Origin of the sequence: Pantoea sp. sgz302252 (assembly GCF_047713085.1) — a bacterium.
GTDB lineage: Bacteria > Pseudomonadota > Gammaproteobacteria > Enterobacterales > Enterobacteriaceae > Scandinavium.
Genome location: NZ_JBLFJW010000035.1, coordinates 1 through 25,747, shown reverse-complemented (window position 1 = coordinate 25,747; position 25,747 = coordinate 1). Strand labels below are relative to the sequence as shown.

The window sequence follows — 25,747 nt, the reverse complement described above, 5'->3', positions numbered from 1 at the left end:
TGGCAGATTTCATTGACATCGTGGTGATGGTTAATATACGATCAATTTGCAGAAAGCTGCAAATTGCATTTTTCTTTTTCCTCAAATTTGTGAAGGAGAGCAAGATGGATCCCCGTACCGGAAAAGCCGTTCGTTTAGGTCGTCTTCTTCGCCCGGAGAATGGGCGCGCGGTGGTGGTAGCTGCCTCGCATGGCGTCATGGCCGGCCCGCCGTCAGGGCTGAAAACCCGCAATGAAATTGAAACTGTCTTCGGTCATCTACGTGGCGCGGATGGCGTCATGGTGTCGCCGGGGATGATCCCGCTGGTGGAGAAAACTTTTATCGGGCGCGACCGACCGGGGTTTGTCTTGCATCTCGACTGGAAAAACCATGCCCGTTCACTCTATACGCCAGGAAAAGACGGGCGAGGTGAGGGGGTGCTGGCACAGCTGGCTGATATCAGCGATGTGGCGGCCTGCGGTATTGATGCGGTGATGACCTATATGTATCTCGGGCAAAAAGAGACAGCGTTGGAGCAGGAAGAGATAGTGCGCAACGCGCGCATTGTTCGCGACTGCGAGCGTCATGGGATCGCGGTCATCATCGAACCCCGTTCTGCACTGGAGGGGATCGACCCGGATGCGTTGAGTGCGAAAATCATGAGCATGTACTGCCGTATCGCCGCCGACATTGGGGCGGATCTGGTGAAGGCGCTGTGGCCCGGTTCAGTGGAGGATTTTGCTGCTGTAACAAGCACCTGCTATACTCCGGTGCTCCTTGCGGGCGGTGCTGGCGGCGAGGATCCTCGCTCAACATTACAACTCGCGGCACAGGCGATTGAGGCTGGCGCGAAAGGGGTGATGTTTGGCCGACGCATCTTCCGGGCGCAGCAACCTGCCGGTGTCCTCCGGGCGCTGAACGCAGTGGTCCACGAGAATCAGAGCGTCGAGCAGGCATTGCGATTGCTCGATCAGGAGAGTCGACAAAGAGAATGACAGTGATAGTGCACAATGCGAAACAGTTTTCACCGGTCGCGTTTATCGCACGAACGGTGCTTTCGCTCGGCCTGTCTGGCCGGTTACCCACCACTTCCTGGTTTCAGGAGGTGCTGAACATTGGTTCCGGCACGGTGCAAAAAGCGCTGCTGGAGCTGAAAAAAAATGGTGCCGTCACCCTCGTTTCACGCGGTCATCAGGGCACTTTTGTTGTTGCCTGGGATTTCTCTTCGCTCTGGGATGCGGCTCGTCTTCCCCCACTTCAGATGTTATTGCCTCCGCGCGGCTCGCAGGAGGCAACGCAGGTTGCCTCCGCCTTCGTCCTTCAGGCGGATGAATGGGGTGCGGTCACTACAATCGGCTATCTCCGTGGCGCACGTACTCGTCTGGCTGCTTTAGAAGCAGGGGAGGTGGACATTGTGCTTCTCTCCTCCGGTTCGGCTCAGATGCTGCTGGAGGACGCCGCTGAACGGGGCTATGAGCTGTTCGATGTGGGGTATGGCAGCTACTACAAGCCAGACAGTCTGGTGGTGGTAGAAAAAGCCCAGCCCTCTTCTTCAAAGCGTGTGAGGGTCGGCATTGATTTTCACTCAAGCGACCATCAGCGTCTGACGCGTGCACAATTCCCGGAAGATCGGCATGAGTACGTGGAAGTCGACTTTACTTTGCTTCCGCGAGCGGTGTTTCAGGGCGAGATTGACACTGGCGTCTGGCATCAGGAAGAGTCGCTTATTCCCCTTGAACAGGTGGGGCTCAGGATTGGGCCATTAACTCAACCAGCCGCTCAGTTGCTGGCAAAAGAAATTTCCAGCGCGGTGCTGGTGGTGCGTGCGTCAACCCCTGTCGCCAGGCTGTTGCATCAGCTCAATATGCCTCAACTGCAGGCACAATCTGCACACATTCAGGACTCGCTCAGACTCGCTTTTCGCCTTCCCTGAAGCGTAAAAAAACCGGGTGAAGGCGATGCCAGACCCGGCTTACGTCGGCCCGGCAAGCATAGCGCCGTCGGGCATTTTTAGGCTTAGTGTTTCTTCACATCTGAACTGAAATCACGACGGTCGTAGCCAGTGTAAAGCTGACGCGGACGGGCAATTTTCATGCCTTCGTTGTGCATTTCGCTCCAGTGTGCAATCCAGCCCACGGTACGCGCCATCGCGAAGATCACGGTAAACATGGAAGACGGAATGCCCATCGCTTTCAGGATGATGCCGGAGTAGAAGTCGACGTTCGGGTAGAGTTTCTTCTCAATGAAGTACGGGTCGTTCAGCGCGATGTGTTCCAGCTCCATCGCAACCTGCAGCAGGTCGTCTTTGGTGCCCAGCTCTTTCAGCACTTCGTGGCAGGTTTCGCGCATCACAGTGGCGCGCGGATCGTAGTTTTTGTACACGCGGTGACCGAAGCCCATCAGACGGAACGAATCGTTCTTGTCTTTCGCACGACGGACGAATTCCGGAATGTGTTCCACGGTGCTGATTTCTTCCAGCATCTTCAGTGCGGCTTCGTTCGCGCCACCGTGTGCGGGTCCCCACAGGGAAGCGATACCGGCAGCGATGCAGGCGAACGGGTTCGCACCAGAAGAGCCTGCGGTACGTACGGTGGAGGTTGACGCGTTTTGCTCGTGATCCGCATGCAGGATCAGAATACGGTCCATCGCACGTTCCAGCACCGGATTCACCACGTATTCTTCACACGGCGTGGAGAACATCATGTTGAGGAAGTTGCCCGCATAGGAGAGGTCGTTACGTGGATACACGAACGGCTGACCGATGGAGTATTTGTAGCTCATCGCCGCCATGGTTGGCATTTTGGAGAGCAGACGGAACGCGGCAATTTCACGGTGACGCGGGTTGTTCACGTCCATGGCATCGTGATAGAACGCCGCCAGGGCGCCGGTCACGCCGCACATCACGGCCATCGGGTGCGAGTCACGACGGAAGCCGTGGAACAGGCGGGTGATTTGCTCGTGGATCATCGTGTGACGAGTCACGATGGTTTTGAATTCTTCGTACTGTGCCTGAGTCGGTTTTTCGCCGTTCAGCAGGATGTAGCACACTTCGAGGTAGTTGGATTCCGTCGCGAGCTGATCGATAGGGAAACCGCGATGCAGCAGGATACCTTCGTCACCGTCGATGAACGTGATTTTCGATTCGCAGGAAGCGGTGGAGGTAAAACCGGGGTCAAAAGTGAACATCCCTTTTGATCCGAGGGTACGGATGTCAATAACGTCTTCGCCGAGCGTGCCTTTTAGCACGTCCAGTTCGATAGCAGCATCACCGTTGAGAGTGAGCTTTGCCTTAGTATCAGCCATTTACGGTCTCCTTAGCGCCTTATTTGCATAAGACTGCCGGATGCCGGATTCGCTTCCAGGGTGCAGTTCGACGTTACCAGTTTGTTATTTGGCTCACAGCTCAGCTCACGAGGGAAACCAGGGTACAGAGCAAAGGGCGCCTGGGGGCATACGTTCATTACACCATGAAAATACAGCAAATCAGGGTCTTAGCAGTCCGTTTATTCAAACCTGTCTATCACTATTCACTGTCAGATTACATCGGTCAATACTTTCTCACTGTTACATAACTTATTCTCAGGTGAAAGCATGACCCCATAACTTTTACGCATTATATGCCTTTTCAGGTGATGGTTGTAACAATAATGTTTAATATTTGTCAAATCAGGTGAGTAAAAATTAAAACAATGTTGTTATCGTGACACCGATCACTGTTCCGCATAAAACCCGACAAACTATATGTAGGTTAATTGTAATGATTTTGTGAACGGCCTATACTGCCGCCAGGTCTCCGGAAACCCCCTGCAATCCCGAGCCACCCAGCGTTGTAATGTGTCGTTTTAGCTCTTGAGAGGGAGTTTTTACATGACGCGCAGTTATAGAAAAGGACGCTGTCTGACCCGCACGCAGACCGGAGGAAGGAAACAATAAGAACAGCATGTGGGCGTTATTCATGATAAAAAATGTGAAAAAACAAAGACCTGTCAATCTGGATCTGAAAACGATCCGATTCCCCGTAACGGCGATAGCGTCCATCCTCCACCGCGTTTCAGGCGTGATGACTTTTGTGGCGGTTGGCATTCTGTTGTGGTTATTGGGTACCAGTCTCTCCTCTCCAGAAGGTTTTCAGGTTGCAAGCTCCATCATGAGCGGCTTCTTCGTCAAATTCATCCTGTGGGGCATCCTGACTGCGCTGGCGTATCACGCCGTGCTGGGTATTCGCCATTTGATGATGGATTTTGGCTATCTGGAAGAGACATTCGAAGCAGGTAAAAAATCTGCGAATATTTCCTTTGTTATTACTGTCGTGCTTTCACTTCTCGCAGGAGTCCTCGTATGGTAAGCAACGCCTCAGCACTAGGACGCAACGGCGTACATGACTTCATCCTCGTGCGTGCCACCGCGATCGTCCTGACTCTGTACATTATCTACATGGTCGGTTTCTTCGCGACCCACGGTACCCTCACTTGGGAAGTCTGGACGGGTTTCTTCTCTTCCGCTTTCACCAAAGTCTTCACCCTGCTGGCTTTATTCTCCCTCTTGATTCATGCCTGGATCGGCATGTGGCAGGTGTTGACCGACTACGTTAAACCGCTGGCAATTCGTTTGCCGCTGCAACTGGCTATCGTCGTTGCACTGGTGGTTTACGTCATTTATGGATTTGTTGTGGTGTGGGGTGTGTAATGAAACTGCCAGTCAGAGAATTTGATGCTGTTGTTATAGGCGCAGGTGGCGCAGGTATGCGTGCCGCCCTGCAAATCTCCCAGAGCGGCAAAACCTGTGCGCTGCTCTCGAAAGTCTTCCCGACCCGTTCCCATACCGTTTCTGCGCAGGGTGGCATCACCGTGGCGCTCGGTAATACCCATGAAGATAACTGGGAATGGCACATGTATGACACCGTAAAAGGGTCAGACTACATCGGTGACCAGGACGCTATTGAGTATATGTGCAAGACCGGCCCGGAAGCGATTCTGGAGCTGGATCACATGGGCTTGCCTTTCTCGCGTCTCGACAATGGCACTATTTATCAACGTCCGTTTGGTGGCCAGTCGAAAAACTTCGGCGGCGAGCAGGCGGCACGCACTGCGGCGGCGGCTGACCGTACCGGTCACGCACTGCTGCACACTCTGTATCAGCAGAACCTGAAAAACCACACCACGATTTTCTCCGAGTGGTATGCACTGGATCTGGTTAAAAATCAGGATGGCGCAGTGGTCGGTTGTACCGCGCTGTGCATCGAAACCGGTGAAGTCGTTTACTTCAAAGCGAACGCCACCGTGCTGGCGACCGGCGGTGCAGGCCGTATTTATCAGTCCACCACTAACGCTCACATCAACACCGGTGACGGCGTGGGCATGGCTATCCGTGCTGGCGTGCCAGTGCAGGATATGGAAATGTGGCAGTTTCACCCGACAGGTATCGCGGGCGCAGGCGTTCTGGTAACAGAAGGCTGCCGCGGTGAAGGTGGTTACCTGCTGAACAAACACGGCGAGCGCTTCATGGAGCGTTATGCGCCAAACGCAAAAGACCTGGCGGGTCGCGACGTGGTGGCGCGTTCCATCATGATTGAAATCCGTGAAGGTCGTGGCTGCGATGGCCCATGGGGTCCGCACGCCAAGCTGAAACTCGACCATCTGGGTAAAGATGTTCTCGAATCCCGTCTGCCGGGCATCCTCGAACTCTCCCGTACCTTCGCTCACGTTGACCCAGTGAAAGAACCGATTCCGGTTATCCCAACCTGCCACTACATGATGGGCGGTATTCCGACCAAAGTGACCGGTCAGGCGCTGACGGTGAACGAGCAGGGCGAAGACGTGGTGATTCCTGGTCTGTTCGCGGTGGGCGAAATCGCCTGCGTATCCGTACACGGTGCGAACCGTCTGGGCGGTAACTCTCTGCTTGACCTGGTGGTGTTTGGTCGCGCGGTAGGTCTGCATCTGCAAGAGTCTATTGCTGAGCAGGGCGTGCTGCGTGATGCAACCGAAGAAGAAATTGATGCTTCTCTGGAACGCCTGAACCGTTGGAACGGCAACCGTAACGGTGAAGATCCGGTGGAAATTCGCAAAGCACTGCAAGAATGTATGCAGCACAATTTCTCAGTATTCCGCGAAGGTGACGCCATGGCGAAAGGGCTTGAGCAGCTGAAAGCGATCCGCGAGCGCCTGAAAAATGCGCGTCTGGACGATACCTCCAGCGAATTCAACACCCAGCGCGTTGAGTGTCTGGAGCTGGATAACCTGATGGAAACCGCTTATGCCACCGCGGTATCGGCAAACTTCCGTACCGAAAGCCGTGGCGCGCACAGCCGCTTCGACTTCCCGGAAAGGGACGATGAAAACTGGCTCTGCCACTCCCTGTACCTGCCGCAATCGGAATCCATGACGCGTCGTGAAGTGAACATGGAACCGAAACTGCGTCCGGCATTCCCGCCGAAAGTGCGTACCTACTAATTGCGGAGACAGGAAAATGAGACTCGAGTTTTCAGTTTATCGTTATAACCCGGATGTCGACGATGCTCCGCGTATGCAGGATTATACCCTCGAAGCGGAAGAAGGGCGCGACATGATGCTGCTGGATGCGTTAATCCAGCTGAAAGAAAAAGATCCGACACTGTCATTCCGTCGCTCTTGCCGTGAAGGCGTGTGCGGGTCTGATGGCGTGAACATGAACGGCAAGAATGGCCTGGCGTGCATCACCCCAATTTCTGCACTGCTTCGTGCCGGGCAGAAAATTGTGATTCGCCCGCTGCCGGGTTTACCGGTGGTGCGTGATTTGGTGGTGGACATGGGGCAGTTCTATGCCCAATATGAGAAGATTAAGCCTTACTTGTTGAATAATGGGCAAAATCCACCCGCTCGAGAGCATTTACAGTCGCCTGAGCAGCGTGAAAAACTGGACGGTCTGTACGAGTGTATTCTCTGTGCCTGCTGCTCCACGTCTTGCCCGTCCTTCTGGTGGAACCCGGACAAGTTCATCGGCCCGGCCGGTCTGTTAGCGGCTTACCGCTTCCTGATCGACAGCCGTGACACCGAAACCGACAGCCGCCTGGAAGGGTTAAGTGATGCTTTCAGCGTATTCCGCTGTCACAGCATCATGAACTGCGTCAGTGTCTGTCCGAAAGGGCTTAACCCGACGCGCGCCATCGGCCATATTAAGTCGATGTTGCTGCAACGCAGTGCGTAAGAGGTAGTGGTTGCCGGATGGCGACTGACGTCTTATCCGGCCTACGGGGTGTGGACCTTGTAGGCCTGATAAGCAAAGCGCCATCAGGCAAATAATTGCAGGAAACCTTTAAAAACTGCCGATGTACTTCCCCTTTACCGGTATGGCGAGGGCAGGGAAGAGGGCAAAGGCCCTAAGACAGTTTCTAAAGGTTCCTTCGCGGGCCCCAATAGAAAAGAGCTCGCAAGTGAACCCCGGCACGCAGACCCGGTACCCCGGTGTGCGTGGTAGTTTCTACGGCGAAAGTAAGCATAAAAATGCTTAAGGGATCACGATGCAGAACGGCGCAATGAAAGCCTGGCTGGACTCTTCTTACCTCTCTGGATCTAACCAGAGCTGGATAGAACAGCTCTATGAAGACTTCTTAACCGATCCTGACTCTGTTGACGCTAACTGGCGTTCACTGTTCCAGCAACTGCCTGGCACCGGAGTCAAACCCGATCAATTTCACTCTACAACGCGTGATTATTTCCGTCGTCTGGCGAAGGATGCCTCACGTTACTCCTCCTCGATTTCCGATCCTGATACCAACGTCAAGCAGGTTAAAGTCCTGCAGCTGATCAACGCCTGGCGTTTCCGTGGTCATCAGGCGGCGAATCTCGATCCGCTCGGGCTGTGGAAGCAAGAGTCTGTGGCCGATCTGGATCCTGCGTTCCACGACTTAACCGACGCCGATCTTCAGGAAAGTTTTAACGTGGGTTCTTTTGCTATCGGCAAAGACACGATGAAACTGGCTGACCTGGTTGCTGCGCTGAAGCAAACCTATGGCGGCTCCATCGGTGCGGAATACATGCACATCACCTCCACGGAAGAAAAACGCTGGATTCAGCAGCGTATCGAGTCCGTGGTCGGTCACGCCAGCTTCACCGCTGATGAGAAAAAACGTTTCCTCAGCGAACTGACTGCAGCTGAAGGTCTGGAGCGCTATCTGGGTGCGAAATTCCCAGGAGCGAAACGCTTCTCACTGGAAGGCGGCGACGCGCTGGTCCCGATGCTGAAAGAGCTTATCCGCCACGCCGGTAAGAATGGCACTCGTGAAGTGGTGCTGGGCATGGCGCACCGCGGTCGTCTGAACGTGCTGATCAACGTGCTGGGTAAAAAACCGCAGGACCTGTTCGACGAATTCGCCGGTAAACATAAAGAACATCTGGGTACCGGTGACGTGAAGTACCACATGGGCTTCTCGTCAGATATCGAAACCGAAGGCGGCCTGGTCCACCTGGCGCTGGCGTTCAACCCGTCTCACCTCGAAATCGTGAGCCCGGTGGTTATCGGTTCCGTACGTGCGCGTCTGGACCGTCTGGAAGAGCCAAGCAGCAACAAAGTGCTGCCCATCACCATTCACGGTGATGCGGCTGTTGCGGGTCAGGGCGTGGTTCAGGAAACCCTGAACATGTCCAAAGCGCGTGGTTATGAAGTGGGCGGTACCGTTCGCATCGTTATCAACAACCAGGTCGGCTTTACAACGTCTAACCCACTGGATGCGCGTTCCACACCGTACTGCACCGATATCGGTAAGATGGTGATGGCACCGATTTTCCATGTGAACGCGGATGACCCGGAAGCGGTGGCATTTGTGACCCGTCTGGCGCTTGATTTCCGTAACACCTTTAAACGCGACGTGTTTATCGACCTGGTGTGCTACCGCCGTCATGGTCACAACGAAGCAGATGAGCCAAGTGCGACTCAGCCGCTGATGTACCAGAAAATCAAAAAACACCCAACGCCGCGTAAGCTGTACGCTGACAAACTGGAAAGCGACAAAGTCTCCACGCTGGAAGATGCTACCGAGATGGTCAACCTTTACCGCGACGCGCTGGATGCTGGCGAGTGTGTGGTGAAAGAGTGGCGTCCGATGAACATGCACTCCTTTACCTGGTCGGCGTACCTCAACCACGAGTGGGATGAGAGCTACCCGAACAAGGTCGAGATGAAGCGCCTGCAGGAGCTGGCTAAGCGCATCAGCACTGTGCCAGAAGCGGTTGAAATGCAGTCTCGCGTGGCGAAAATCTACGGCGATCGCCAGGCCATGGCTGCCGGTGAGAAGCTGTTCGACTGGGGCGGCGCAGAAACGCTGGCTTACGCAACGCTTGTAGATGAAGGCATTCCTGTGCGTCTGTCCGGTGAAGACTCCGGCCGTGGTACGTTCTTCCACCGCCACGCGGTCATTCACAATCAGACCAACGGTTCCACTTACACCCCGCTGCAGCACGTGCATAACGGTCAGGGCCAGTTCAAAGTCTGGGACTCCGTGCTGTCTGAAGAAGCGGTCCTGGCGTTTGAATACGGTTATGCCACCGCAGAGCCGCGTATTCTGACCATCTGGGAAGCGCAGTTCGGCGACTTCGCCAACGGCGCTCAAGTGGTTATCGACCAGTTCATCAGCTCCGGCGAGCAGAAGTGGGGCCGTATGTGTGGCCTGACCATGCTGCTGCCGCACGGTTACGAAGGTCAGGGTCCGGAACACTCCTCCGCGCGTCTGGAACGTTACCTGCAGCTGTGTGCTGAACAAAACATGCAGGTTTGCGTGCCGTCCACTCCGGCTCAGGTTTACCACATGCTGCGTCGTCAGGCGCTGCGCGGTATGCGCCGTCCGCTGGTGGTGATGTCACCGAAATCTCTGCTGCGTCACCCGCTGGCCGTCTCTTCCCTGGAAGAACTGGCTGACGGCACCTTCCTGCCAGCCATCGGCGAAATCGACGAGCTGGATCCGAAGGCCGTGAAACGCGTGGTGATGTGCTCCGGTAAGGTGTATTACGACCTGCTGGAACAGCGTCGCAAAAACGATCAAAAAGATGTCGCCATTGTGCGTATCGAACAGCTCTATCCGTTCCCGCATCAGGCGATGCAGGACGTGCTGAAAGCTTATGCTCACGTGCATGATTTTGTCTGGTGCCAGGAAGAGCCGCTCAACCAGGGCGCATGGTACTGCAGCCAGCATCACTTACGTGAAGTGATTCCTTTTGGGGCTGCTCTGCGTTATGCAGGTCGCCCGGCCTCTGCCTCTCCGGCTGTAGGGTATATGTCCGTTCACCAGAAGCAGCAACAAGATCTGGTTAATGACGCGCTGAACGTCGAATAATTTAAGGATACAAAATGAGTAGCGTAGATATTCTTGTTCCCGACCTGCCAGAATCTGTAGCCGACGCAACGGTTGCAACCTGGCACAAGAAGCCAGGCGACGCGGTGGTTCGCGATGAAGTTCTGGTCGAAATCGAAACTGACAAAGTGGTACTGGAAGTACCGGCGTCGGCTGACGGCATTCTGGATGCAGTACTGGAAGATGAAGGCACGACTGTGACGTCTCGCCAGATTCTGGGTCGTCTGCGTGAAGGCAACAGCTCAGGTAAAGAGTCTGGTGCGAAAGCTGAAGCGAAAGAGTCTACCCCGGCTCAGCGTCAGCAGGCTTCACTGGAAGAGCAGAGCAACGATGCCCTGAGCCCGGCGATCCGTCGCCTGCTGGCTGAGCACAGCCTCGACGCCAGCGCCATCAAAGGCACCGGTGTGGGCGGTCGTCTGACTCGCGAAGATATCGAGAAGCACCTGGCGAAAGCTCCGGCGAAAACCGAAGCCAAAGCACCCGCTGCTGCGGCTGCTGCACCGGCACCGCTGGCTGGTCGTTCAGAGAAACGTGTTCCAATGACTCGTCTGCGTAAGCGTGTGGCTGAGCGTCTGCTGGAAGCGAAAAACTCTACCGCGATGCTGACCACTTTCAACGAAGTCAACATGAAGCCGATCATGGACCTGCGTAAGCAGTACGGTGATGCGTTTGAAAAACGTCACGGTATTCGTCTGGGCTTCATGTCCTTCTACGTGAAAGCTGTGGTTGAAGCGCTGAAACGTTACCCGGAAGTGAACGCCTCTATCGACGGCGACGACGTGGTGTACCACAACTTCTTCGACGTGAGCATGGCCGTTTCCACGCCACGTGGTCTGGTGACTCCTGTCCTGCGTGACGTTGACGCACTGGGCATGGCTGACATTGAGAAGAACATCAAAGAGCTGGCGCTGAAAGGCCGTGACGGCAAGCTGACCGTTGAAGACCTGACCGGCGGTAACTTCACCATCACCAACGGTGGGGTGTTCGGTTCCCTGATGTCTACGCCAATCATCAACCCACCGCAGAGCGCGATCCTGGGCATGCACGCCATCAAAGATCGTCCGATGGCGGTCGATGGCAAAGTTGAAATTCTGCCAATGATGTATCTGGCACTGTCCTACGATCATCGCCTGATCGATGGTCGTGAGTCCGTGGGCTTCCTCGTGGCCATTAAAGAGCTGCTGGAAGATCCGACTCGTCTGCTGCTGGACGTGTAGTTTCAAAGTAAAGCATCACCTGCCCTGTAGGCCGGGTAAGCGAAGCGCCACCCGGCGTGATAATCGCACCGACCTACAGGCTTAATGATAACGATTACCTGAAAAGTGGATAGAACGCATGAACTTACATGAATACCAGGCCAAACAGCTGTTTGCCCGCTACGGTTTACCTGCGCCAGTCGGCTATGCCTGCTCAACTCCGCGTGAAGCAGAAGAAGCGGCTTCTAAAATCGGTGCAGGCCCATGGGTCGTTAAATGCCAGGTTCACGCTGGCGGCCGCGGTAAAGCGGGCGGCGTAAAAGTGGTTAACAGCAAAGAAGACATTCGCGCTTTCGCTGAACACTGGCTGGGTAAACGCCTGGTAACCTATCAAACAGATGCGAGCGGCCAGCCGGTAAACCAGATTCTGGTTGAAGCGGCGACCGACATCGCGAAAGAACTCTACCTGGGTGCAGTCGTTGACCGTAGCTCCCGTCGCGTAGTGTTCATGGCTTCCACCGAAGGCGGCGTGGAAATCGAAAAAGTGGCGGAAGAAACCCCGCACCTGATCCACAAAGTCGCCATCGATCCACTGGCAGGCCCAATGCCTTACCAGGGACGTGAGCTGGCGTTCAAACTGGGCCTGGAAGGTAAACTGGTTCAGCAGTTCACCAAAATCTTCATGGGTCTGGCTAACATTTTCCTGGAGCGCGACCTGGCGCTGATCGAAATCAACCCGCTGGTTATCACCAAACAGGGTGACCTGATCTGCCTCGACGGCAAACTGGGTGCTGATGGCAACGCCCTGTTCCGCCAGCCTGATCTGCGTGAAATGCGCGACCAGTCTCAGGAAGATCCACGTGAAGCTCAGGCGGCACAGTGGGAACTGAACTACGTGGCGCTGGATGGCAACATCGGCTGTATGGTTAACGGTGCAGGCCTGGCGATGGGCACCATGGACATCGTAAAACTGCACGGTGGCGAACCGGCTAACTTCCTCGACGTGGGCGGCGGTGCAACCAAAGAGCGCGTCACCGAAGCGTTCAAAATCATCCTCTCTGACGAAAATGTGAAGGCCGTACTGGTCAACATCTTCGGCGGTATCGTGCGTTGTGACCTGATCGCTGACGGCATCATCGGTGCGGTCGAGGAAGTCGGCGTGAACGTACCGGTCGTGGTGCGTCTGGAAGGTAACAACGCCGAACTCGGCGCGAAGAGACTGGCTGACAGCGGCCTGAATATTATTGCAGCGAAAAGTCTGACCGATGCGGCTCAGCAGGTCGTTGCCGCAGTGGAGGGGAAATAATGTCCATTTTAATCGATAAAAACACCAGGGTTATCTGCCAGGGTTTCACCGGTAGCCAGGGGACTTTCCACTCTGAACAAGCGATTGCTTACGGCACCAACATGGTTGGCGGCGTAACACCAGGCAAAGGCGGCACCACGCATCTGGGTCTGCCAGTGTTCAACACTGTGCGTGAAGCTGTAGAAGCGACTGGCGCCACCGCCACCGTTATCTACGTTCCAGCACCGTTCTGCAAAGATTCCATCCTGGAAGCGATCGACGCAGGCATCAAACTGATCATCACCATCACCGAAGGTATCCCGACGCTGGATATGCTGACCGTGAAGGTGAAACTGGATGAAGCTGGCGTGCGCATGATTGGCCCGAACTGCCCAGGTGTTATCACCCCGGGTCAGAGCAAAATCGGCATCATGCCGGGTCACATTCACAAACCAGGTAAAGTGGGTATCGTTTCCCGTTCCGGCACGCTGACGTATGAAGCGGTTAAGCAGACCACTGATTACGGTTTCGGCCAGTCCACCTGTGTGGGCATCGGCGGTGACCCGATCCCAGGTTCTAACTTCATCGATATCCTGAAGATGTTCCAGGAAGACCCACAGACTGAAGCGATCGTGATGATCGGTGAGATCGGTGGTAGCGCAGAAGAAGAAGCCGCTGCTTACATCAAAGAGCACGTAACTAAACCTGTTGTGGGTTACATCGCGGGTGTGACGGCGCCGAAAGGCAAACGTATGGGTCACGCAGGCGCAATTATCGCGGGCGGTAAAGGCACGGCAGACGAGAAGTTTGCTGCGCTGGAAGCGGCCGGTGTCCGCACTGTTCGCAGCCTGGCCGACATCGGCGAAGCGCTGAAAACCATCATTAACTAATGATCCTCTCTGCTCCCCGTCCGGGGAGCCTTAACTGTCCGTTTTCGACATGGTTGGCCATCTTCGGATGGCCTTTTTTCATGGTTTATTGCAGGAAATCCTCACGTATTGGGGTGAAGGTATCCAGCAAAACACCTTTCTGCAGGCACACACAGCCGTGCATGACATGGGGCTTTTTGTAGAGAGTGTCGCCTGCTCTGACGATATGTGTTTCATCGGCGATAGTGAATTCAAATTCACCGGATAACACATACGTCAATTGCTCGTGAGGATGATTGTGGAGAGGGCCAATGGCGCCTTTCTCGAAGTGCACTTCCACCGCCATCATCTTGCCTGCATGGGCAAGGATCCGACGCGTTACACCATTACCTACGTCTTCCAGTTGGGTCTGATTGTTGAAAACAAACATTTTTTCACCTTGGTTGAGGAGTCAATTTTTTAGCCCTGACTGTGTTATCAGAGGCGGTATTGCTGCTTTGATGTCATGTCGATAACTGTGATGCCCTCGTCGGTTTCCACAATATCAATTTTGCCACTGCCCGTGAAATCAGTAACAAAGACAGCGCAAAATTGCTTATCGTGGCTGCGTACTAACAGAGAGTCGATCAGGGATGTTGAAGGGTTATTCGGCCCCTGAGCTTTGATTAACGTGGTCGGGTTCGTTGAATAACAGGTGACAGAAACCGGGGTATCGCTCTGGTAGCGGACCTCAATTTTCCCCTTCAGTGGCTGCTCTGTCGCCTGGCTAACGTAGGGATAACCTGTTTTCGCGTCTTTCTGTGGTCCAGTCTGCGTGGCCGGGGCATCAATATGGTAGACCGCATCCACACACTGACAATGAGGATTGTCGACGTCCCATTTATCAACAAGCAGATTTTCAGTCACCACAACCGTGCGACGAAAGACGATATCCCGGTAAGACTCTTCATCCCATTCCACCCGAGTTTTGCTGTCAGGTAACGCTGCGTGGCTGCACCAGTCTACCTCGGCGATGAGACGCGTCTCTTTTTCCTGTGACTGGTAAGCTATCACCCGCGGGTGTGCCGGGGGCTGGTTGAGTGCATTGACGCACAGCGTGTTGTGCGAAAATGTATTCTTGTAATAACCATAATGCAGCGGAGCGCCATAGCCAGTGGTGCCTAAATCCGGAAACAGTGCACTGCCGTTGTTGAAGACGATGAGATTAAGCCTGTCGTAATGATCGTGCTCACCGCCATAGGGGCCATGTTTAATGCACACGGCCCGACCTGGCGTTGGACGGAGTAGCGTGAAGCCAGCTTCGGGATTGTGCTCATTGCCCTCGGGAGCGCTCAACGCCATCTCAGGAAGTGGTTGGCCGTAGAAAAGAGCGTCAATGTTATCGCGCGGTCTGGCGGTGTAGAGATACGCCAGCAACTGACCATACTCTTGTTTCCCATAGTAGCTGTACGCAAATTCATAGAGATCAACGTGGCTCAGTTTCTCCTGACCGTTAACGCAATCATTCACCTTTGGCAGCGTCATATCTGGCATCAGCAGCGTGAGCGGCAGCGACAACATCTCGGGGTAGAACGGTTTATCCAGCAGGCTCCAGGCACTGTTCCGGGCAAATTTCTCAAAGGCCATAAACCCCTGCAGGGCGTAATAGTGATAATGCAGTGAGCCTTCAAACCACAGGCCACCGGGCAACAGGGCATGCTCCAGTTGATACCGCAAACCGTAGCGGCTGTTAACCGCAACATTCAAATAGCGTTCGTCATCCAGCAGGACGCCGATGATGCCAATCGTTGAATTAATTTTGACTTCATGATTGTGAATCTGATCGCTGCGATGTTGCATCAGGAAGTCTGCCCCGCAGCGGAGCAAGCGGTGTGAAATAGAGTCATGCTGTTCGGCGGTTAATACTGCGCTGACAATATCGAATCCGCGGGCAAAATCAGCGTGACAGTTGGCTTCACAGAGCGTCTGCGCATTGGCTTTCCCCGGGCCATTGTAGGGGATACCGCCATGTTCCTCGTAATCAGGGTAGTACCTGGCGTACTGCATCAGAATATCAATGACCTTGTGGAGATAACGCTCGTCGTCGGTCAATAGCCAAAGAAGCCCTAGCTCATAGCAGGCTTTGGCATTGAGTCCATTAAGCCATCGCCACCAGGCACCAGAGTAAGGCTCACCGGTAAATTCAGCGCCATCCACGGGACAACGGTGTTTCTTCGGAGAATGTCGGTCCCAGAGCAGGCGCACGCTGTGTTCAGGGCAATAAAAATAGTGGTTCCAGGTGGCGCAGCCAGTTTGCGGAACCAGGGTGTCATTGTTGATAACCTCGCGGTTGCCCTCGATAAGTCCCTGAATTATCTCCGGGGTGACTTTCTGGCGTGCACTTTCAATCTGTTGAGCGGTGAATTGTTTCATCATTTACCTGTCAGGAACGAATTATCTGACCAGCGCGGAGCCGGGCGTCAGGAAGTTGATATTCTTTGCGTCCACTTTGCGAAGGATGTCGACGCTTTGCACGAAGGTGGCATCCTTGTATGCGCGGGCGGCGGCGAGCATCGGGCCGATCGCCTCTTCCGGCGTGTATTTCAGCTCCGGGTATTGCCACTCGCTGGCTGGTTTACCCACCTGGCTGCTGATGAACGCGAAGGCACTTTTGGTGGTGCGGCTGTCGAGCTGGAAATTCCACACATCGTTGCCGGTTTGTTCGCCGTAGCGGCCCATCCGGGCATAGGCGGCGAGGGCAAAGTTGGCGTAATGGAATGAGCGCGTGCGTTCCAGTTCAGCGGAGAGCTCGCCCTTGCTGTTGATTTGCGAAATCAGATGACGATGCTTAAACACCTCAATTTGCTGGTCGGCCTGCTTTTTGTTGCCGCTGAACAGGGAAAAGGCGGTGACTTGCGTGTCGTACCAGGCACCATGATTGTTGTACCAGTTTGCTTCTTCCTGACCGTTAGGGCTGGTCAAGAGCCAGCTTGTGTAGGCAGAGTACCAGTGCTTGTAACCCTGAACCTGCTCGTCAGACAGAAAACCTGCATAGTGCAGCAACGCGATACTGTCGGCGACGTCTATCAGCACACGGGTGTCAATAATGCCAATCCCCCGGCCATTCACTCTTCCTGGGATCGCCTGAGCATAATTCAGGTTGGGGTTCATTCGGGTTTGTTGATTGACAAACCAGGTGTTCAGCATGACTTCGGCTTTTTGTGCATAGCGCTTGTCGGCACGGTAAAACGCGGCCAGCGCTAGCGCCCGAACATCGTCAGAAAACTGCACCATGCGCTTACTGTCGGTGTCATCGGTTTTTGATGACGGATTTATCTGGCCGTCTTTGCGCACATAGGGGAGAGCATCTTTGGTCTCCGGGTTCGGCCACCAGTAAGGGCCAAAACTGTAGTAATCATGCTTATCCCCGGAGGCCGGCAGCAGCTTTTTCTGCGTGACCGAATAGGGCTGGTGCGTTAACGCCTCGTCTGCTTTTTTCTGTAAAGCCTGCCAGGCCGGAGCCAGAGTCGTATCGCCTTCGACGAGGTGAGTTTTGATCACCTCCATTTGCGCGCAGTCATAGGTCAGACAGGTGCTTTTCTGCGCGTAAAGCGAGGAGGATCCCAGCAGCGCGGACAGCAGCAAGAGCTTAACTTTCATCACGATATCCTTATTAACGAGAACAATCAGGCCACGGCAGGGGTAAAGGCCGTTGTCGGACGTTTGATCAGCACCCACAAGAACGCTGCGCCGATGAGATCGAAAATCCCTAATCCAATGAAGAACATATTGTAGCCAACCACCGCGACCATCGCGCCGAGGAACAGGCTGAAAGCGAAGTTGCCCATGCTACCGGTAAAGGCCGCAAAGCCTGTGGCAGTGGCGACTTTCTGTTTCGGGAACAGATCGGATGACATGCTGATCACGGTAATCGACAGACACTGGTGAGCAAACCCGGCAATGCAGAACAGGGCGATAGCCACATAGACGTTTTCGACGTAGCCCACCGCCGCCATCGCCAGCATCAGCAGAGCCGCAAAAGTGAAGGTGATGCGCTTGGCGTTGATGATGTGCACGCCGCGGTTATTGAGAAATTTCGAGATATAGCCTGCGGCCAGACAGCCTAAATCTGCAGTCAGAAAGGGCAGCCAGGCGAACATGGCGATTTCACTCAGGTTCATGTGACGGACAGTCACCAGATACAGCGGCATCCAGTAATGCAGAGTGCCCCAGGCCGGATCGGCCATAAAGCGCGGCAGCGAAATGGCCCACAGATTTTTGTCTCTTATCATCGACCCGAGCGTCGCTTTTTCCGTGGTCTCCGTCAGTCGGTGGTCCGCCAGGACTTCGTCATACTCCTCCTGAATAAGGGCCGGGTGCTGCTCCGGCGCACGATAGCAGGCCAGCCACAAAAGACTCCAGAGGATCCCCAGCGCACCGGTGACAACGAAGGACATTTCCCAGTTGTAGTTGAGGATGGCCCACACCACCAGCGGCGGTGCCAGCATCGCGCCCAGCGAGGTGCCGAGGCTGTAAATGCCGCAGGCGAGCCCACGCTCTTTGGCCGGGAACCACTCCGCGGTCACTTTCATCCCCGCCGGGTTAAACGCCGCTTCTGTCAGGCCGAGACCGCCGCGCAGGCAGGCAATAGGCAGCCAGCTGCTAAAAAGTGCGGTCAGCATATTACACAATGACCACAGCGTGGCCAGCACCGCGAAGCTGATGCGCAGGCCAAACTTGTCGATGATGAAACCACAGGCAATCCCGCCGATGGCGTAGGTGAAAGGAAACACCGAGACAATCCACGAATATTGCTCGCTGGAAAGATGCAGGGTTTTCATCATCTCCGGGGCGGCGACACCGAGGGTGCTGCGCGCCAGATAATTGATGATTGTCCCCAGCATGACCAGGGAAATAATATACCAACGCAGTTTTTTTATCTTCATGATGTCGTTGTCCGTAGGGTGTGTTGGAATTAGGTTTATTTAAAAATAAAACGCAATTTCATTTTATGTTATGGCAATTTTCGATCGCCGTTCATGACGTTCATCACAGTTTTATGTTTATAAAAAAAGGCGATACCCACATCGTTTTGAGCATGATTATAAAATTTAATTATCGTGTTTTATGACAATTTTGTTTTTTTAAATAAACGCATTTAAAACGTGAATGCTTCTATTTTGGTTATTGACCGGAATGATCTGTTTTTCATTAAAATAAAAATAAAACGTTATTTCAATAAAAATTGTGGCGGTGATCTTGTTTTGGCTATATCTCGCGTGACCTGGTTTTTTTAATGAATATTATCCGTCCGGCATGAAATGTTGATTCAGGACTGAAAAGTCAGGGTGAAGTCTATAGTTAAAAATACAAAGGGAATGCATTATGCAAAAAAAATGGTTAGGCATAGTATTGTCAGTGGCAGCGGCTTATCCTTGCGTCAGTCAGGCGCTGACCTTTGATGTTCGTGGGGGCTATCGGGAAGGCAGTCACTCCTATGAATCGCGCTACAAGGTTAGCCAGGGATGGAAAACGGGCTGGTGGGCGAGTATCGAAACCGACAACAAGAACAACAAGAACAATGGCCGAGGGAGTAATGGAACGGATAAATCAGACGGCGCGCATTCTTTCGGTGACAGCAAAACAGACTATAACGAAATAGAGTCTAATTACACGATCCCGTTAAGTGATAAATGGAGTTTTCAGCCAGGCGGTATTTATCACTGGAGCAGCAGCGGCACGCAAATTCGACCTTATTTACGTCTGAATTATAAAATCACCCAGGATTTAAATACCAGCATACGCTACCGCTACGATTATAACACCTACGAAACCAGCAACGGAGAAGGAGAATCGCACCGCGACAGCGTGAACCGTCTGGATGTGTATCTTGGTTACAAAGTTAATCCGCAATGGAGTGTGCTGTGGCAGGGAACGGTGTATAAACACGTCAATGATAATTATAAATATAAAAACGATAAGTCATGGGCTATCGAAAATGCTTTTACACTGCGTTATAAATGGAACAGCTGGTTTAGCCCGTATGTGGAATATGATTATCTGGATAAACAGGGCTTTTACGAAGGGGAGAACTGCATCGCCGAATCTCGCTACCGTATCGGGATGACCTTTACCCTTTAAGCCATGAAGCGTTCTTGCCCGGCAGTTGAGCGCCGGGCAGGGCTTTCAGCGGCGACGCTTCGCCACCAGGGTGAATTTGTAGTCGTCGCTTTTGAACGCGTTACGGCTGTATTCGAAAACACGTCCATCACTCAGATAGCCACGGGAAATTTTCTCCAGTATCGGGCGTGTCGGATCTAATCCCAACAGACTTACCGTTTCGGAGGAAGGCATCACCGGCACAATTTCCTGCTCGCTGCGGTCGATAACCATCTTCTTTACCTGCTCAATAAAGTGGTATTTGGAGTTTTCCATCACTTCCCAGGTTAAATCCGGAAACAGCGCCAGCGGCATCCAGGTCTCTTCCAGAGTGACGGGTTTTTGCTTGATAAAGCGCACGCGTTTCACGTGCCAGACTTTCTCCCCCGATGAGATTTGCAGGGTGTCGGCCAGCTCATCATCAGCGTTGATGGCTTCAAACACTTTCACGTCGCTGTGGGTATCGACATTTCTGTCGGCCAGTTTTTCATAGAAGCTGGTGAGCTGATAGATATCGTAATTCACCCGCTCTTCTTTGACGTAGGATCCGCTGCCCTGAATGCTTTCGATGATCGCTTCCTGAGTGAGCTGCTTGAGTGCCTGGCGCACGGTCACACGGCTGACAGCAAACTCTTCCTGCAGCGCAGACTCAGTGGGCAGCGCATCGCCTGGTTTTAGCACGCCTTGCTGTACGCGTTCGCGCAGAGTGTCTGCAATCTGCCGGTACATCGGTTTCCTAGCCATCGTTTTACTGCTCCCGAATGCAATACATCAATAATACCAATGGCAGAATTATGCCTGGGTTATTGAAGTTGTAAATAATACAATTTAAATACAAATTATGTGTAATAGAGAAAGTGATCACATAAATGTATTATTTTATCTGGCAGGATAAAGGCAACTTAACAGCTCTGGGCTGTTTTTTTCACCTTCACAGTGAGGATCGTGATGAACCTGACAGCATTAACGCACCCGAATGCCCTCTGTCTGCAAGCGACGTTTAACAGTCGTGACGAGGCCATCCGCGCGCTGGCCGAACGGCTGGCTGCGCTCGGTAAAATCAACAATCTGGAGGCTTTCCTCCGTGATGTGCACCTTCGCGAAAGTGAAGGTCCAACGGCGCTCGGCGAAGGGCTTGCCGTTCCGCATGGCAAAAGTTTGGCGGTGAACGAGGCCGCCTTCGCCGTCGCCACGCTGCCACGCCCGATCCTCTGGGAAGGCGTTGACGGTGAAGAAGACGTTAACCTGATTGTGCTGCTTGCCATCCCACCGGCGGAAGCGGGTTCTACGCACATGCAGTTGCTGACTGAGCTGACGACCCGGCTGGTGGACGATGACGTTCGAGCGGCCGTCTGTTCGGCAACTACCGCTGAAGCACTCTTTGCCGCCCTGGATGCGCCTCAGAGCGAATCGAACAGCGCGATGGATAAGAGCGCGCCGACTCTCGTCTGCGTGACGGCCTGTCCGGCTGGAATTGCCCACACTTATATGGCGGCGGAATACCTTGAGAAAGCAGGGCAGAAGCTTGGCGTCAATCTGTATGTCGAGAAGCAGGGCGCGAACGGGATTGAAGGGCGTTTGACGGCTGAGCAACTTAACGCTGCTCAGGCCTGTATTTTCGCTGCGGAAGTCGCCATCAAAGAATCGGAACGTTTCGCCGGAATCCCTTCCCTCACCGTGCCAGTAGCTGAGCCGATTCGTCATGCTGAAAAACTCATTGAGCAAGCGCTGGCACTGAAGCCCTCAAGCGAAACTCGCGAAGTTCAGCAAGACACTCAGCAAAAACAGAGTGTGAAGACTGAATTGAAACAGGCGTTGCTGAGCGGGATCTCTTTCGCCGTGCCGCTGATTGTTGCTGGCGGCACTGTGCTGGCGGTGGCTGTGTTGCTGGCACAAATGCTTGGGCTTCAGCATTTATTCGATCAGGAAAATTCGTGGCTGTGGATGTACCGCAAATTAGGCGGCGGCATGCTGGGCACGCTGATGGTGCCGGTGCTGGCTGCCTATACCGCGTATTCACTGGCGGATAAACCAGCCCTGGCACCGGGATTTGCCGCCGGACTTGCAGCCAACATGATTGGTTCAGGGTTCCTTGGCGCAGTCGCGGGCGGTTTGATTGCCGGTTACCTGATGCGCTGGGTGAAGTCACATATTCGCCTGAGCAATCGCTACAACGGCTTCCTGACTTTCTACCTCTATCCAGTTTTGGGTACGCTCGGCGCAGGCAGCCTGATGCTGTTTGTGGTCGGTGAACCGGTCGCGTGGATTAACAACGGCTTGACTGCCTGGCTCAATGGTTTGTCAGGTGCCAACGCGTTGCTGCTGGGCGCAATCCTTGGGTTTATGTGTTCCTTTGACCTTGGCGGCCCCGTCAATAAAGCGGCCTATGCCTTCTGCCTTGGCGCGATGGCGAACGGTGTTTATGGCCCGTATGCGATTTTTGCCTCTGTCAAAATGGTCTCAGCCTTTACCGTCACCGCCTCGACGATGATTGCGCCGCGGCTGTTTAAAACCTTTGAAATTGAAACCGGAAAATCCACCTGGCTGCTGGGTTTAGCGGGGATCACCGAAGGGGCTATTCCGATGGCGATTGAAGATCCGGTACGCGTCATTGGCTCGTTTGTGATGGGGTCGATGGTTACTGGCGCGATGGTGGGTTCCCTGAATATTGGTCTCTCTACGCCGGGCGCAGGGATTTTCTCCTTGTTCCTGCTGCATGACGGTGGGCTTGGCGGTGTGCTCGCTGCCACTGGCTGGTTTGCTTCTGCCCTTATCGGCGCAGCCATCTCCACCTGCATCTTGATCCTCTGGCGTCGCCAGGCGGTCAAAACCGGAAAATACATTCCAGACAGCGTAATGCCTTAACAGAACTGAACAGGAAACGAAGATGAAAGCTGTATCTCGCGTTCACATCACCCCGCACATGCACTGGGACCGTGAGTGGTATTTCACCACCGAAGAGTCGCGCATTCTGCTGGTCAACAATATGGAAGAGATCCTGACTCGCCTGGAGCAGGATGAAGAGTACAAGTATTACGTCCTCGATGGGCAAACGTCGATTCTTGAGGACTATTTCGCGGTTAAACCGGAAAACAAAGAGCGCCTGAAAAGGCTGGTAGAGGCCGGAAAATTGATTATCGGCCCATGGTATACGCAGACGGACACCACCGTTGTGGCGGGGGAGTCGATTGTGCGTAACCTGATGTACGGCATGCGCGATTGCCTCGCGTTTGGCGAACCGATGAAGATTGGTTATCTGCCCGATTCGTTTGGTATGTCCGGGCAATTGCCGCACATCTATAACGGTTTCGGCATTAAACGCGCGATGTTCTGGCGTGGGTGTTCTGAGCGTCACGGCACGGACAAAACGGAGTTCCTCTGGCAGAGCCAGGACGGCAGCGAAGTGGTCGCGCAGGTGCTGCCCTTGGGCTACGCGATTGGTAAGTACTTACCGGAGGACGAAGCGGGGTTACGCAAACGTCTCGACAGCTACTTTGACGTGCTGGAGAAAGCCTCGCAAACCAAAGAAATTTTGCTGCCAAACGGCCATGACCAGATGCCGCTCCAGCAGAACATTTTCGCGGTGATGAATAAGCTGCGTGAAATTTATCCGCAGCGCGAGTTCGTGATGAGCCGCTTTGAAGAGGTGTTCGAGCGTATCGAACAGCAGCGAGAGCAACTGGCGACGCTGAACGGTGAGTTTAACGACGGCAAATACATGCGCGTTCACCGCACCATCGGTTCAACGCGTATGGACATCAAAATCGCCCATGCGCGTATTGAGAATAAAATCGTTAACTTGCTGGAACCGCTGGCCACGCTCGCCTGGACACTGGGTTTTGAGTATCACCATGGCCTGCTGGAAAAAATGTGGAAAGAGATCCTCAAAAACCACGCGCACGACAGCATCGGCTGCTGCTGTAGCGACAAGGTTCACCGGGAAATCATGAGCCGCTTCTGGCTGGCGGAAGACATGGCCGACAGCCTGATAACCTTCTATATGCGTAAAATCGTCGACAACATGGCGCAGAGCGAGGGCGACAAACTGACGCTGTTCAACCTGATGCCGTGGTCACGTGATGAAGTGGTGAATACCACTCTTCGTCTGCGCTCCAGTCAATTCCGTATTGTGGATGGGGAAGGGCAGGACGTGCCGTACTTCATCCGTGATAAACGTGAAATAGACCCTGGGCTGGTGGACCGTCAGATTGTCCATTACGGTAACTACGAGCCGTTCATGGAGTACGACATTCAGCTGCGTCAGGTGTTGCCCGCGATGGGCTGGCTGACGTTGCAAATCGTGGCGGGCGAAGAGGGGCCGCAAGTGCCGGTGCCGAAGGCCAGCGATGCGCTGCTGGAAAACAGCTACTGGCGAATCACGCTCAACGGTGACGGTACGCTGAAGCTGGAAGATAAAGAGAGCGGGCTGGTTTATGACCGCGTGCTGGAGTTTGAAGACGGCTCTGATGATGGCGATGAGTACGACTACTCGCTTTCACGTGAAGAGTGGTTGCTGACCAGCGCTCAGGGTAAACATCGTCATACTGTCTCTCACGATGCCTGGCAGAGCAGGGCAGTCCTGCGCACGACGATGGCGGTGCCAGCCAATCTGGCCGAACGTTCTGCTCGCAAAACCAGCGGATCTCTGACGTTTGAAACCACGATTGTGCTGAGCCATCACAGCCGCCGGGTGGAATTTGACGTCAAAGTTGTTAATCAGGCCGATGATCACCGCGTACGCGTGCGTATTCCTGTGCCTTATAAATCGGACCGTGTGCTGACAGACACTCAGTTCGGATCGCTCTCGCGTCCGGTTCAGGATGAAGCGATGAACGTCTGGGAAGCGGAAGGCTGGAAGGAAGCACCGGTGCCTGTGTGGAATTTCCTTAACTATGCCGCTTTGCAAAATGGCCGTTTCGGTCTGGCGTTGTTCAGTGAAGGTCTGCGTGAAGTTGAAGTTATTGGCGAAGAGAAAAGTACGTTTGCGCTCACGCTGCTTCGCGGGGTAGGGCTGCTGGGCAAAGAAGATTTGCTGTTACGTCCGGGTCGTCCTTCAGGCATCAAAATGCCGGTGCCGGACTCGCAGGTTCACGGAGAGCTGGTTTGTCGCTTTAGTCTGCTGCCCTTCAGCGGCTCGCCGTTAGAGGCTGGCGTGGCTCAGCAGGCGAAAAGCTGGCTGACGCCGGTGCAGTGCTACAATAAAATCCCGTGGGATGCGATGAAACTCAACCGCACCGCGATCACGGTGCCAGAAAACTACAGCTTGTTTACGTTGCCGGCCACAGGCTGCCAGCTGAGTGCCATGAAGAAGGCAGAAGACAGCGAAGCGTTGGTTCTGCGTTTGTTCAACCCGTCTGACAGCGAAACGTGTGAAACTCGCGTGACGTTCAACGAGTGCCAGTTGCAAGGCATCGAGACCGGAATGGATGAGCAGCCGTTGCCACAGGGTTGTGAGATGGCAGACAAGCCGGTGGCGTTTGCCGCCAGCCAGTCGCGGACCTGGCGTTTTAAGATTGCTTAATATCCCGGCAAACGAGTCAAGGCCGCGCACTGCGCGGCCTCAGATTGCTGACGAACCCCGCGTTTTTCGTGGGGTTCTGTTTTATGAGCGACCGCAGGTCGCGATCGCGATATTTTTTCTCATCCCTCTGTTTTCGCGCTCACCCGACCTTTCCGGCCTCACATATCCCTCATAAGCGGCCTTTAACACCCAAAAAAGCCAGTAAAGAAGCGCCAGCAGCGCCATCTTCTTCATATTCTGCGCTGTCGCTGCAAGCCAGCACTGTATCTGTACCTTCCGCAACCCACGATACCGCGCATACCGGTGACCGTGGTGCTGTTTCGCATCCGCGAAGCTGCGCTCCACCGTCTCCTTGCGTCGCGCGTACACCTTTTTGCCCCATGTCGTCAGCCGCAGTTCATCCGCCTTCTCCCTGGCCTCTTCCCACACGTGCCG

The 25,747-nt window shown here is 54.1% G+C and carries 20 protein-coding genes; 13 read left to right on the top strand and 7 right to left on the bottom strand.

Annotated features, from left to right (window positions below):
* The first annotated feature begins 104 nt into the window (after window positions 1-104).
* Window positions 105-974, top strand: coding sequence for a hypothetical protein (locus ACLW56_RS21090; protein ID WP_330985664.1), 870 nt, complete (start codon window positions 105-107; stop codon window positions 972-974).
* Entirely contained in the window at window positions 971-1,912 is a 942-nt protein-coding gene (locus ACLW56_RS21085) for a YhfZ family protein (protein WP_330985663.1), read from the top strand. The genes ACLW56_RS21090 and ACLW56_RS21085 overlap by 4 nt, the downstream gene beginning before the upstream one ends.
* 83 nt (window positions 1,913-1,995) lie before the next feature.
* Here the strand turns inward: ACLW56_RS21085 and gltA are convergent, their stop codons facing one another.
* Window positions 1,996-3,282: a citrate synthase gene (gene gltA, locus ACLW56_RS21080; protein WP_330985662.1), complete on the bottom strand. Its 1,287-nt coding sequence runs from the start codon at window positions 3,280-3,282 to the stop codon at window positions 1,996-1,998.
* Between the two features lie 637 nt (window positions 3,283-3,919).
* On the opposite strand from gltA, the gene sdhC reads away from it, so the two are divergent.
* From sdhC to sucD, 8 genes are all read left to right on the top strand, one after another.
* On the top strand, window positions 3,920-4,324 hold the full coding sequence (sdhC, locus tag ACLW56_RS21075; RefSeq protein WP_330985661.1) for a succinate dehydrogenase cytochrome b556 subunit: 405 nt from the start codon (window positions 3,920-3,922) through the stop codon (window positions 4,322-4,324).
* Window positions 4,318-4,665 (top strand): succinate dehydrogenase membrane anchor subunit, encoded by a 348-nt coding sequence (gene sdhD, locus ACLW56_RS21070; protein ID WP_330985660.1) that lies wholly within the window; start codon window positions 4,318-4,320, stop codon window positions 4,663-4,665. The genes sdhC and sdhD overlap by 7 nt, the downstream gene beginning before the upstream one ends.
* Window positions 4,665-6,431, top strand: coding sequence for a succinate dehydrogenase flavoprotein subunit (gene sdhA, locus ACLW56_RS21065; protein WP_330985659.1), 1,767 nt, complete (start codon window positions 4,665-4,667; stop codon window positions 6,429-6,431). The genes sdhD and sdhA overlap by 1 nt, the downstream gene beginning before the upstream one ends.
* A 16-nt stretch (window positions 6,432-6,447) precedes the next feature.
* Window positions 6,448-7,164 (top strand): succinate dehydrogenase iron-sulfur subunit SdhB, encoded by a 717-nt coding sequence (gene sdhB, locus ACLW56_RS21060; protein WP_330985658.1) that lies wholly within the window; start codon window positions 6,448-6,450, stop codon window positions 7,162-7,164.
* A gap of 313 nt (window positions 7,165-7,477) precedes the next feature.
* A complete protein-coding gene (sucA, locus tag ACLW56_RS21055) occupies window positions 7,478-10,285 on the top strand; it encodes a 2-oxoglutarate dehydrogenase E1 component (RefSeq protein ID WP_330985657.1) in 2,808 nt (935 codons plus the stop codon).
* A gap of 14 nt (window positions 10,286-10,299) precedes the next feature.
* Window positions 10,300-11,520 carry a 2-oxoglutarate dehydrogenase complex dihydrolipoyllysine-residue succinyltransferase gene (gene odhB / locus ACLW56_RS21050; protein ID WP_330985656.1) on the top strand — a complete coding sequence of 407 codons (1,221 nt, stop codon included), beginning with the start codon at window positions 10,300-10,302 and terminating at the stop codon, window positions 11,518-11,520.
* A 118-nt stretch (window positions 11,521-11,638) separates the two neighbouring features.
* A complete protein-coding gene (gene sucC, locus ACLW56_RS21045) occupies window positions 11,639-12,805 on the top strand; it encodes an ADP-forming succinate--CoA ligase subunit beta (RefSeq protein ID WP_330985655.1) in 1,167 nt (388 codons plus the stop codon).
* Entirely contained in the window at window positions 12,805-13,674 is an 870-nt protein-coding gene (gene sucD, locus ACLW56_RS21040; protein WP_330985654.1) for a succinate--CoA ligase subunit alpha, read from the top strand. The genes sucC and sucD overlap by 1 nt, the downstream gene beginning before the upstream one ends.
* A gap of 85 nt (window positions 13,675-13,759) precedes the next feature.
* Here the strand turns inward: sucD and ACLW56_RS21035 are convergent, their stop codons facing one another.
* Genes ACLW56_RS21035 through ACLW56_RS21020 form a run of 4 tightly spaced genes read right to left on the bottom strand, consistent with a single transcriptional unit; the run spans window position 13,760 to window position 18,578 of the window.
* Window positions 13,760-14,083, bottom strand: coding sequence for a cupin domain-containing protein (locus ACLW56_RS21035; protein WP_330985653.1), 324 nt, complete (start codon window positions 14,081-14,083; stop codon window positions 13,760-13,762).
* A gap of 47 nt (window positions 14,084-14,130) precedes the next feature.
* Window positions 14,131-16,065: a heparinase II/III family protein gene (locus ACLW56_RS21030; RefSeq protein ID WP_415378053.1), complete on the bottom strand. Its 1,935-nt coding sequence runs from the start codon at window positions 16,063-16,065 to the stop codon at window positions 14,131-14,133.
* Between the two features lie 21 nt (window positions 16,066-16,086).
* Window positions 16,087-17,292 (bottom strand): alginate lyase family protein, encoded by a 1,206-nt coding sequence (locus ACLW56_RS21025; protein ID WP_330985651.1) that lies wholly within the window; start codon window positions 17,290-17,292, stop codon window positions 16,087-16,089.
* 26 nt (window positions 17,293-17,318) lie between these two features.
* Window positions 17,319-18,578, bottom strand: coding sequence for an MFS transporter (locus ACLW56_RS21020; RefSeq protein WP_330985650.1), 1,260 nt, complete (start codon window positions 18,576-18,578; stop codon window positions 17,319-17,321).
* A 439-nt stretch (window positions 18,579-19,017) separates the two neighbouring features.
* Between ACLW56_RS21020 and ACLW56_RS21015 the strand changes: the two genes are divergently transcribed.
* Window positions 19,018-19,773 (top strand): oligogalacturonate-specific porin KdgM family protein, encoded by a 756-nt coding sequence (locus ACLW56_RS21015; protein WP_330985649.1) that lies wholly within the window; start codon window positions 19,018-19,020, stop codon window positions 19,771-19,773.
* A 45-nt stretch (window positions 19,774-19,818) separates the two neighbouring features.
* On the opposite strand, the gene ACLW56_RS21010 is transcribed toward ACLW56_RS21015, so the two are convergent.
* Entirely contained in the window at window positions 19,819-20,535 is a 717-nt protein-coding gene (locus tag ACLW56_RS21010; RefSeq protein ID WP_330985648.1) for a GntR family transcriptional regulator, read from the bottom strand.
* A 204-nt stretch (window positions 20,536-20,739) separates the two neighbouring features.
* Between ACLW56_RS21010 and mngA the strand changes: the two genes are divergently transcribed.
* Entirely contained in the window at window positions 20,740-22,656 is a 1,917-nt protein-coding gene (mngA, locus tag ACLW56_RS21005; protein ID WP_330985647.1) for a PTS 2-O-a-mannosyl-D-glycerate transporter subunit IIABC, read from the top strand.
* A gap of 22 nt (window positions 22,657-22,678) precedes the next feature.
* Window positions 22,679-25,312 carry a mannosylglycerate hydrolase gene (mngB, locus tag ACLW56_RS21000; RefSeq protein WP_330985646.1) on the top strand — a complete coding sequence of 878 codons (2,634 nt, stop codon included), beginning with the start codon at window positions 22,679-22,681 and terminating at the stop codon, window positions 25,310-25,312.
* A gap of 81 nt (window positions 25,313-25,393) precedes the next feature.
* On the opposite strand, the gene ACLW56_RS20995 is transcribed toward mngB, so the two are convergent.
* On the bottom strand, window positions 25,394-25,747 hold a 354-nt coding region (locus ACLW56_RS20995; protein WP_330982744.1), incomplete at its 5' end, for a transposase.

Excerpts from the sequence above, each read along its gene's own strand:
- mngA (WP_330985647.1), top strand. The coding sequence starts at position 20,740 with ATGAACCTGACAGCATTAACGCACCCGAATGCCCTCTGTCTGCAAGCG.
- ACLW56_RS21020 (WP_330985650.1), bottom strand. The coding sequence starts at position 18,578 with ATGAAGATAAAAAAACTGCGTTGGTATATTATTTCCCTGGTCATGCTG.
- mngB (WP_330985646.1), top strand. The coding sequence starts at position 22,679 with ATGAAAGCTGTATCTCGCGTTCACATCACCCCGCACATGCACTGGGAC.
- ACLW56_RS21010 (WP_330985648.1), bottom strand. The coding sequence starts at position 20,535 with ATGGCTAGGAAACCGATGTACCGGCAGATTGCAGACACTCTGCGCGAA.
- ACLW56_RS21085 (WP_330985663.1), top strand. The coding sequence starts at position 971 with ATGACAGTGATAGTGCACAATGCGAAACAGTTTTCACCGGTCGCGTTT.
- sdhB (WP_330985658.1), top strand. The coding sequence starts at position 6,448 with ATGAGACTCGAGTTTTCAGTTTATCGTTATAACCCGGATGTCGACGAT.
- sdhC (WP_330985661.1), top strand. The coding sequence starts at position 3,920 with ATGTGGGCGTTATTCATGATAAAAAATGTGAAAAAACAAAGACCTGTC.
- ACLW56_RS21035 (WP_330985653.1), bottom strand. The coding sequence starts at position 14,083 with ATGTTTGTTTTCAACAATCAGACCCAACTGGAAGACGTAGGTAATGGT.
- sucA (WP_330985657.1), top strand. The coding sequence starts at position 7,478 with ATGCAGAACGGCGCAATGAAAGCCTGGCTGGACTCTTCTTACCTCTCT.
- ACLW56_RS21030 (WP_415378053.1), bottom strand. The coding sequence starts at position 16,065 with ATGAAACAATTCACCGCTCAACAGATTGAAAGTGCACGCCAGAAAGTC.
- sucC (WP_330985655.1), top strand. The coding sequence starts at position 11,639 with ATGAACTTACATGAATACCAGGCCAAACAGCTGTTTGCCCGCTACGGT.
- sdhA (WP_330985659.1), top strand. The coding sequence starts at position 4,665 with ATGAAACTGCCAGTCAGAGAATTTGATGCTGTTGTTATAGGCGCAGGT.
- ACLW56_RS21015 (WP_330985649.1), top strand. The coding sequence starts at position 19,018 with ATGCAAAAAAAATGGTTAGGCATAGTATTGTCAGTGGCAGCGGCTTAT.
- gltA (WP_330985662.1), bottom strand. The coding sequence starts at position 3,282 with ATGGCTGATACTAAGGCAAAGCTCACTCTCAACGGTGATGCTGCTATC.
- ACLW56_RS21090 (WP_330985664.1), top strand. The coding sequence starts at position 105 with ATGGATCCCCGTACCGGAAAAGCCGTTCGTTTAGGTCGTCTTCTTCGC.
- sucD (WP_330985654.1), top strand. The coding sequence starts at position 12,805 with ATGTCCATTTTAATCGATAAAAACACCAGGGTTATCTGCCAGGGTTTC.
- odhB (WP_330985656.1), top strand. The coding sequence starts at position 10,300 with ATGAGTAGCGTAGATATTCTTGTTCCCGACCTGCCAGAATCTGTAGCC.
- sdhD (WP_330985660.1), top strand. The coding sequence starts at position 4,318 with ATGGTAAGCAACGCCTCAGCACTAGGACGCAACGGCGTACATGACTTC.
- ACLW56_RS21025 (WP_330985651.1), bottom strand. The coding sequence starts at position 17,292 with ATGAAAGTTAAGCTCTTGCTGCTGTCCGCGCTGCTGGGATCCTCCTCG.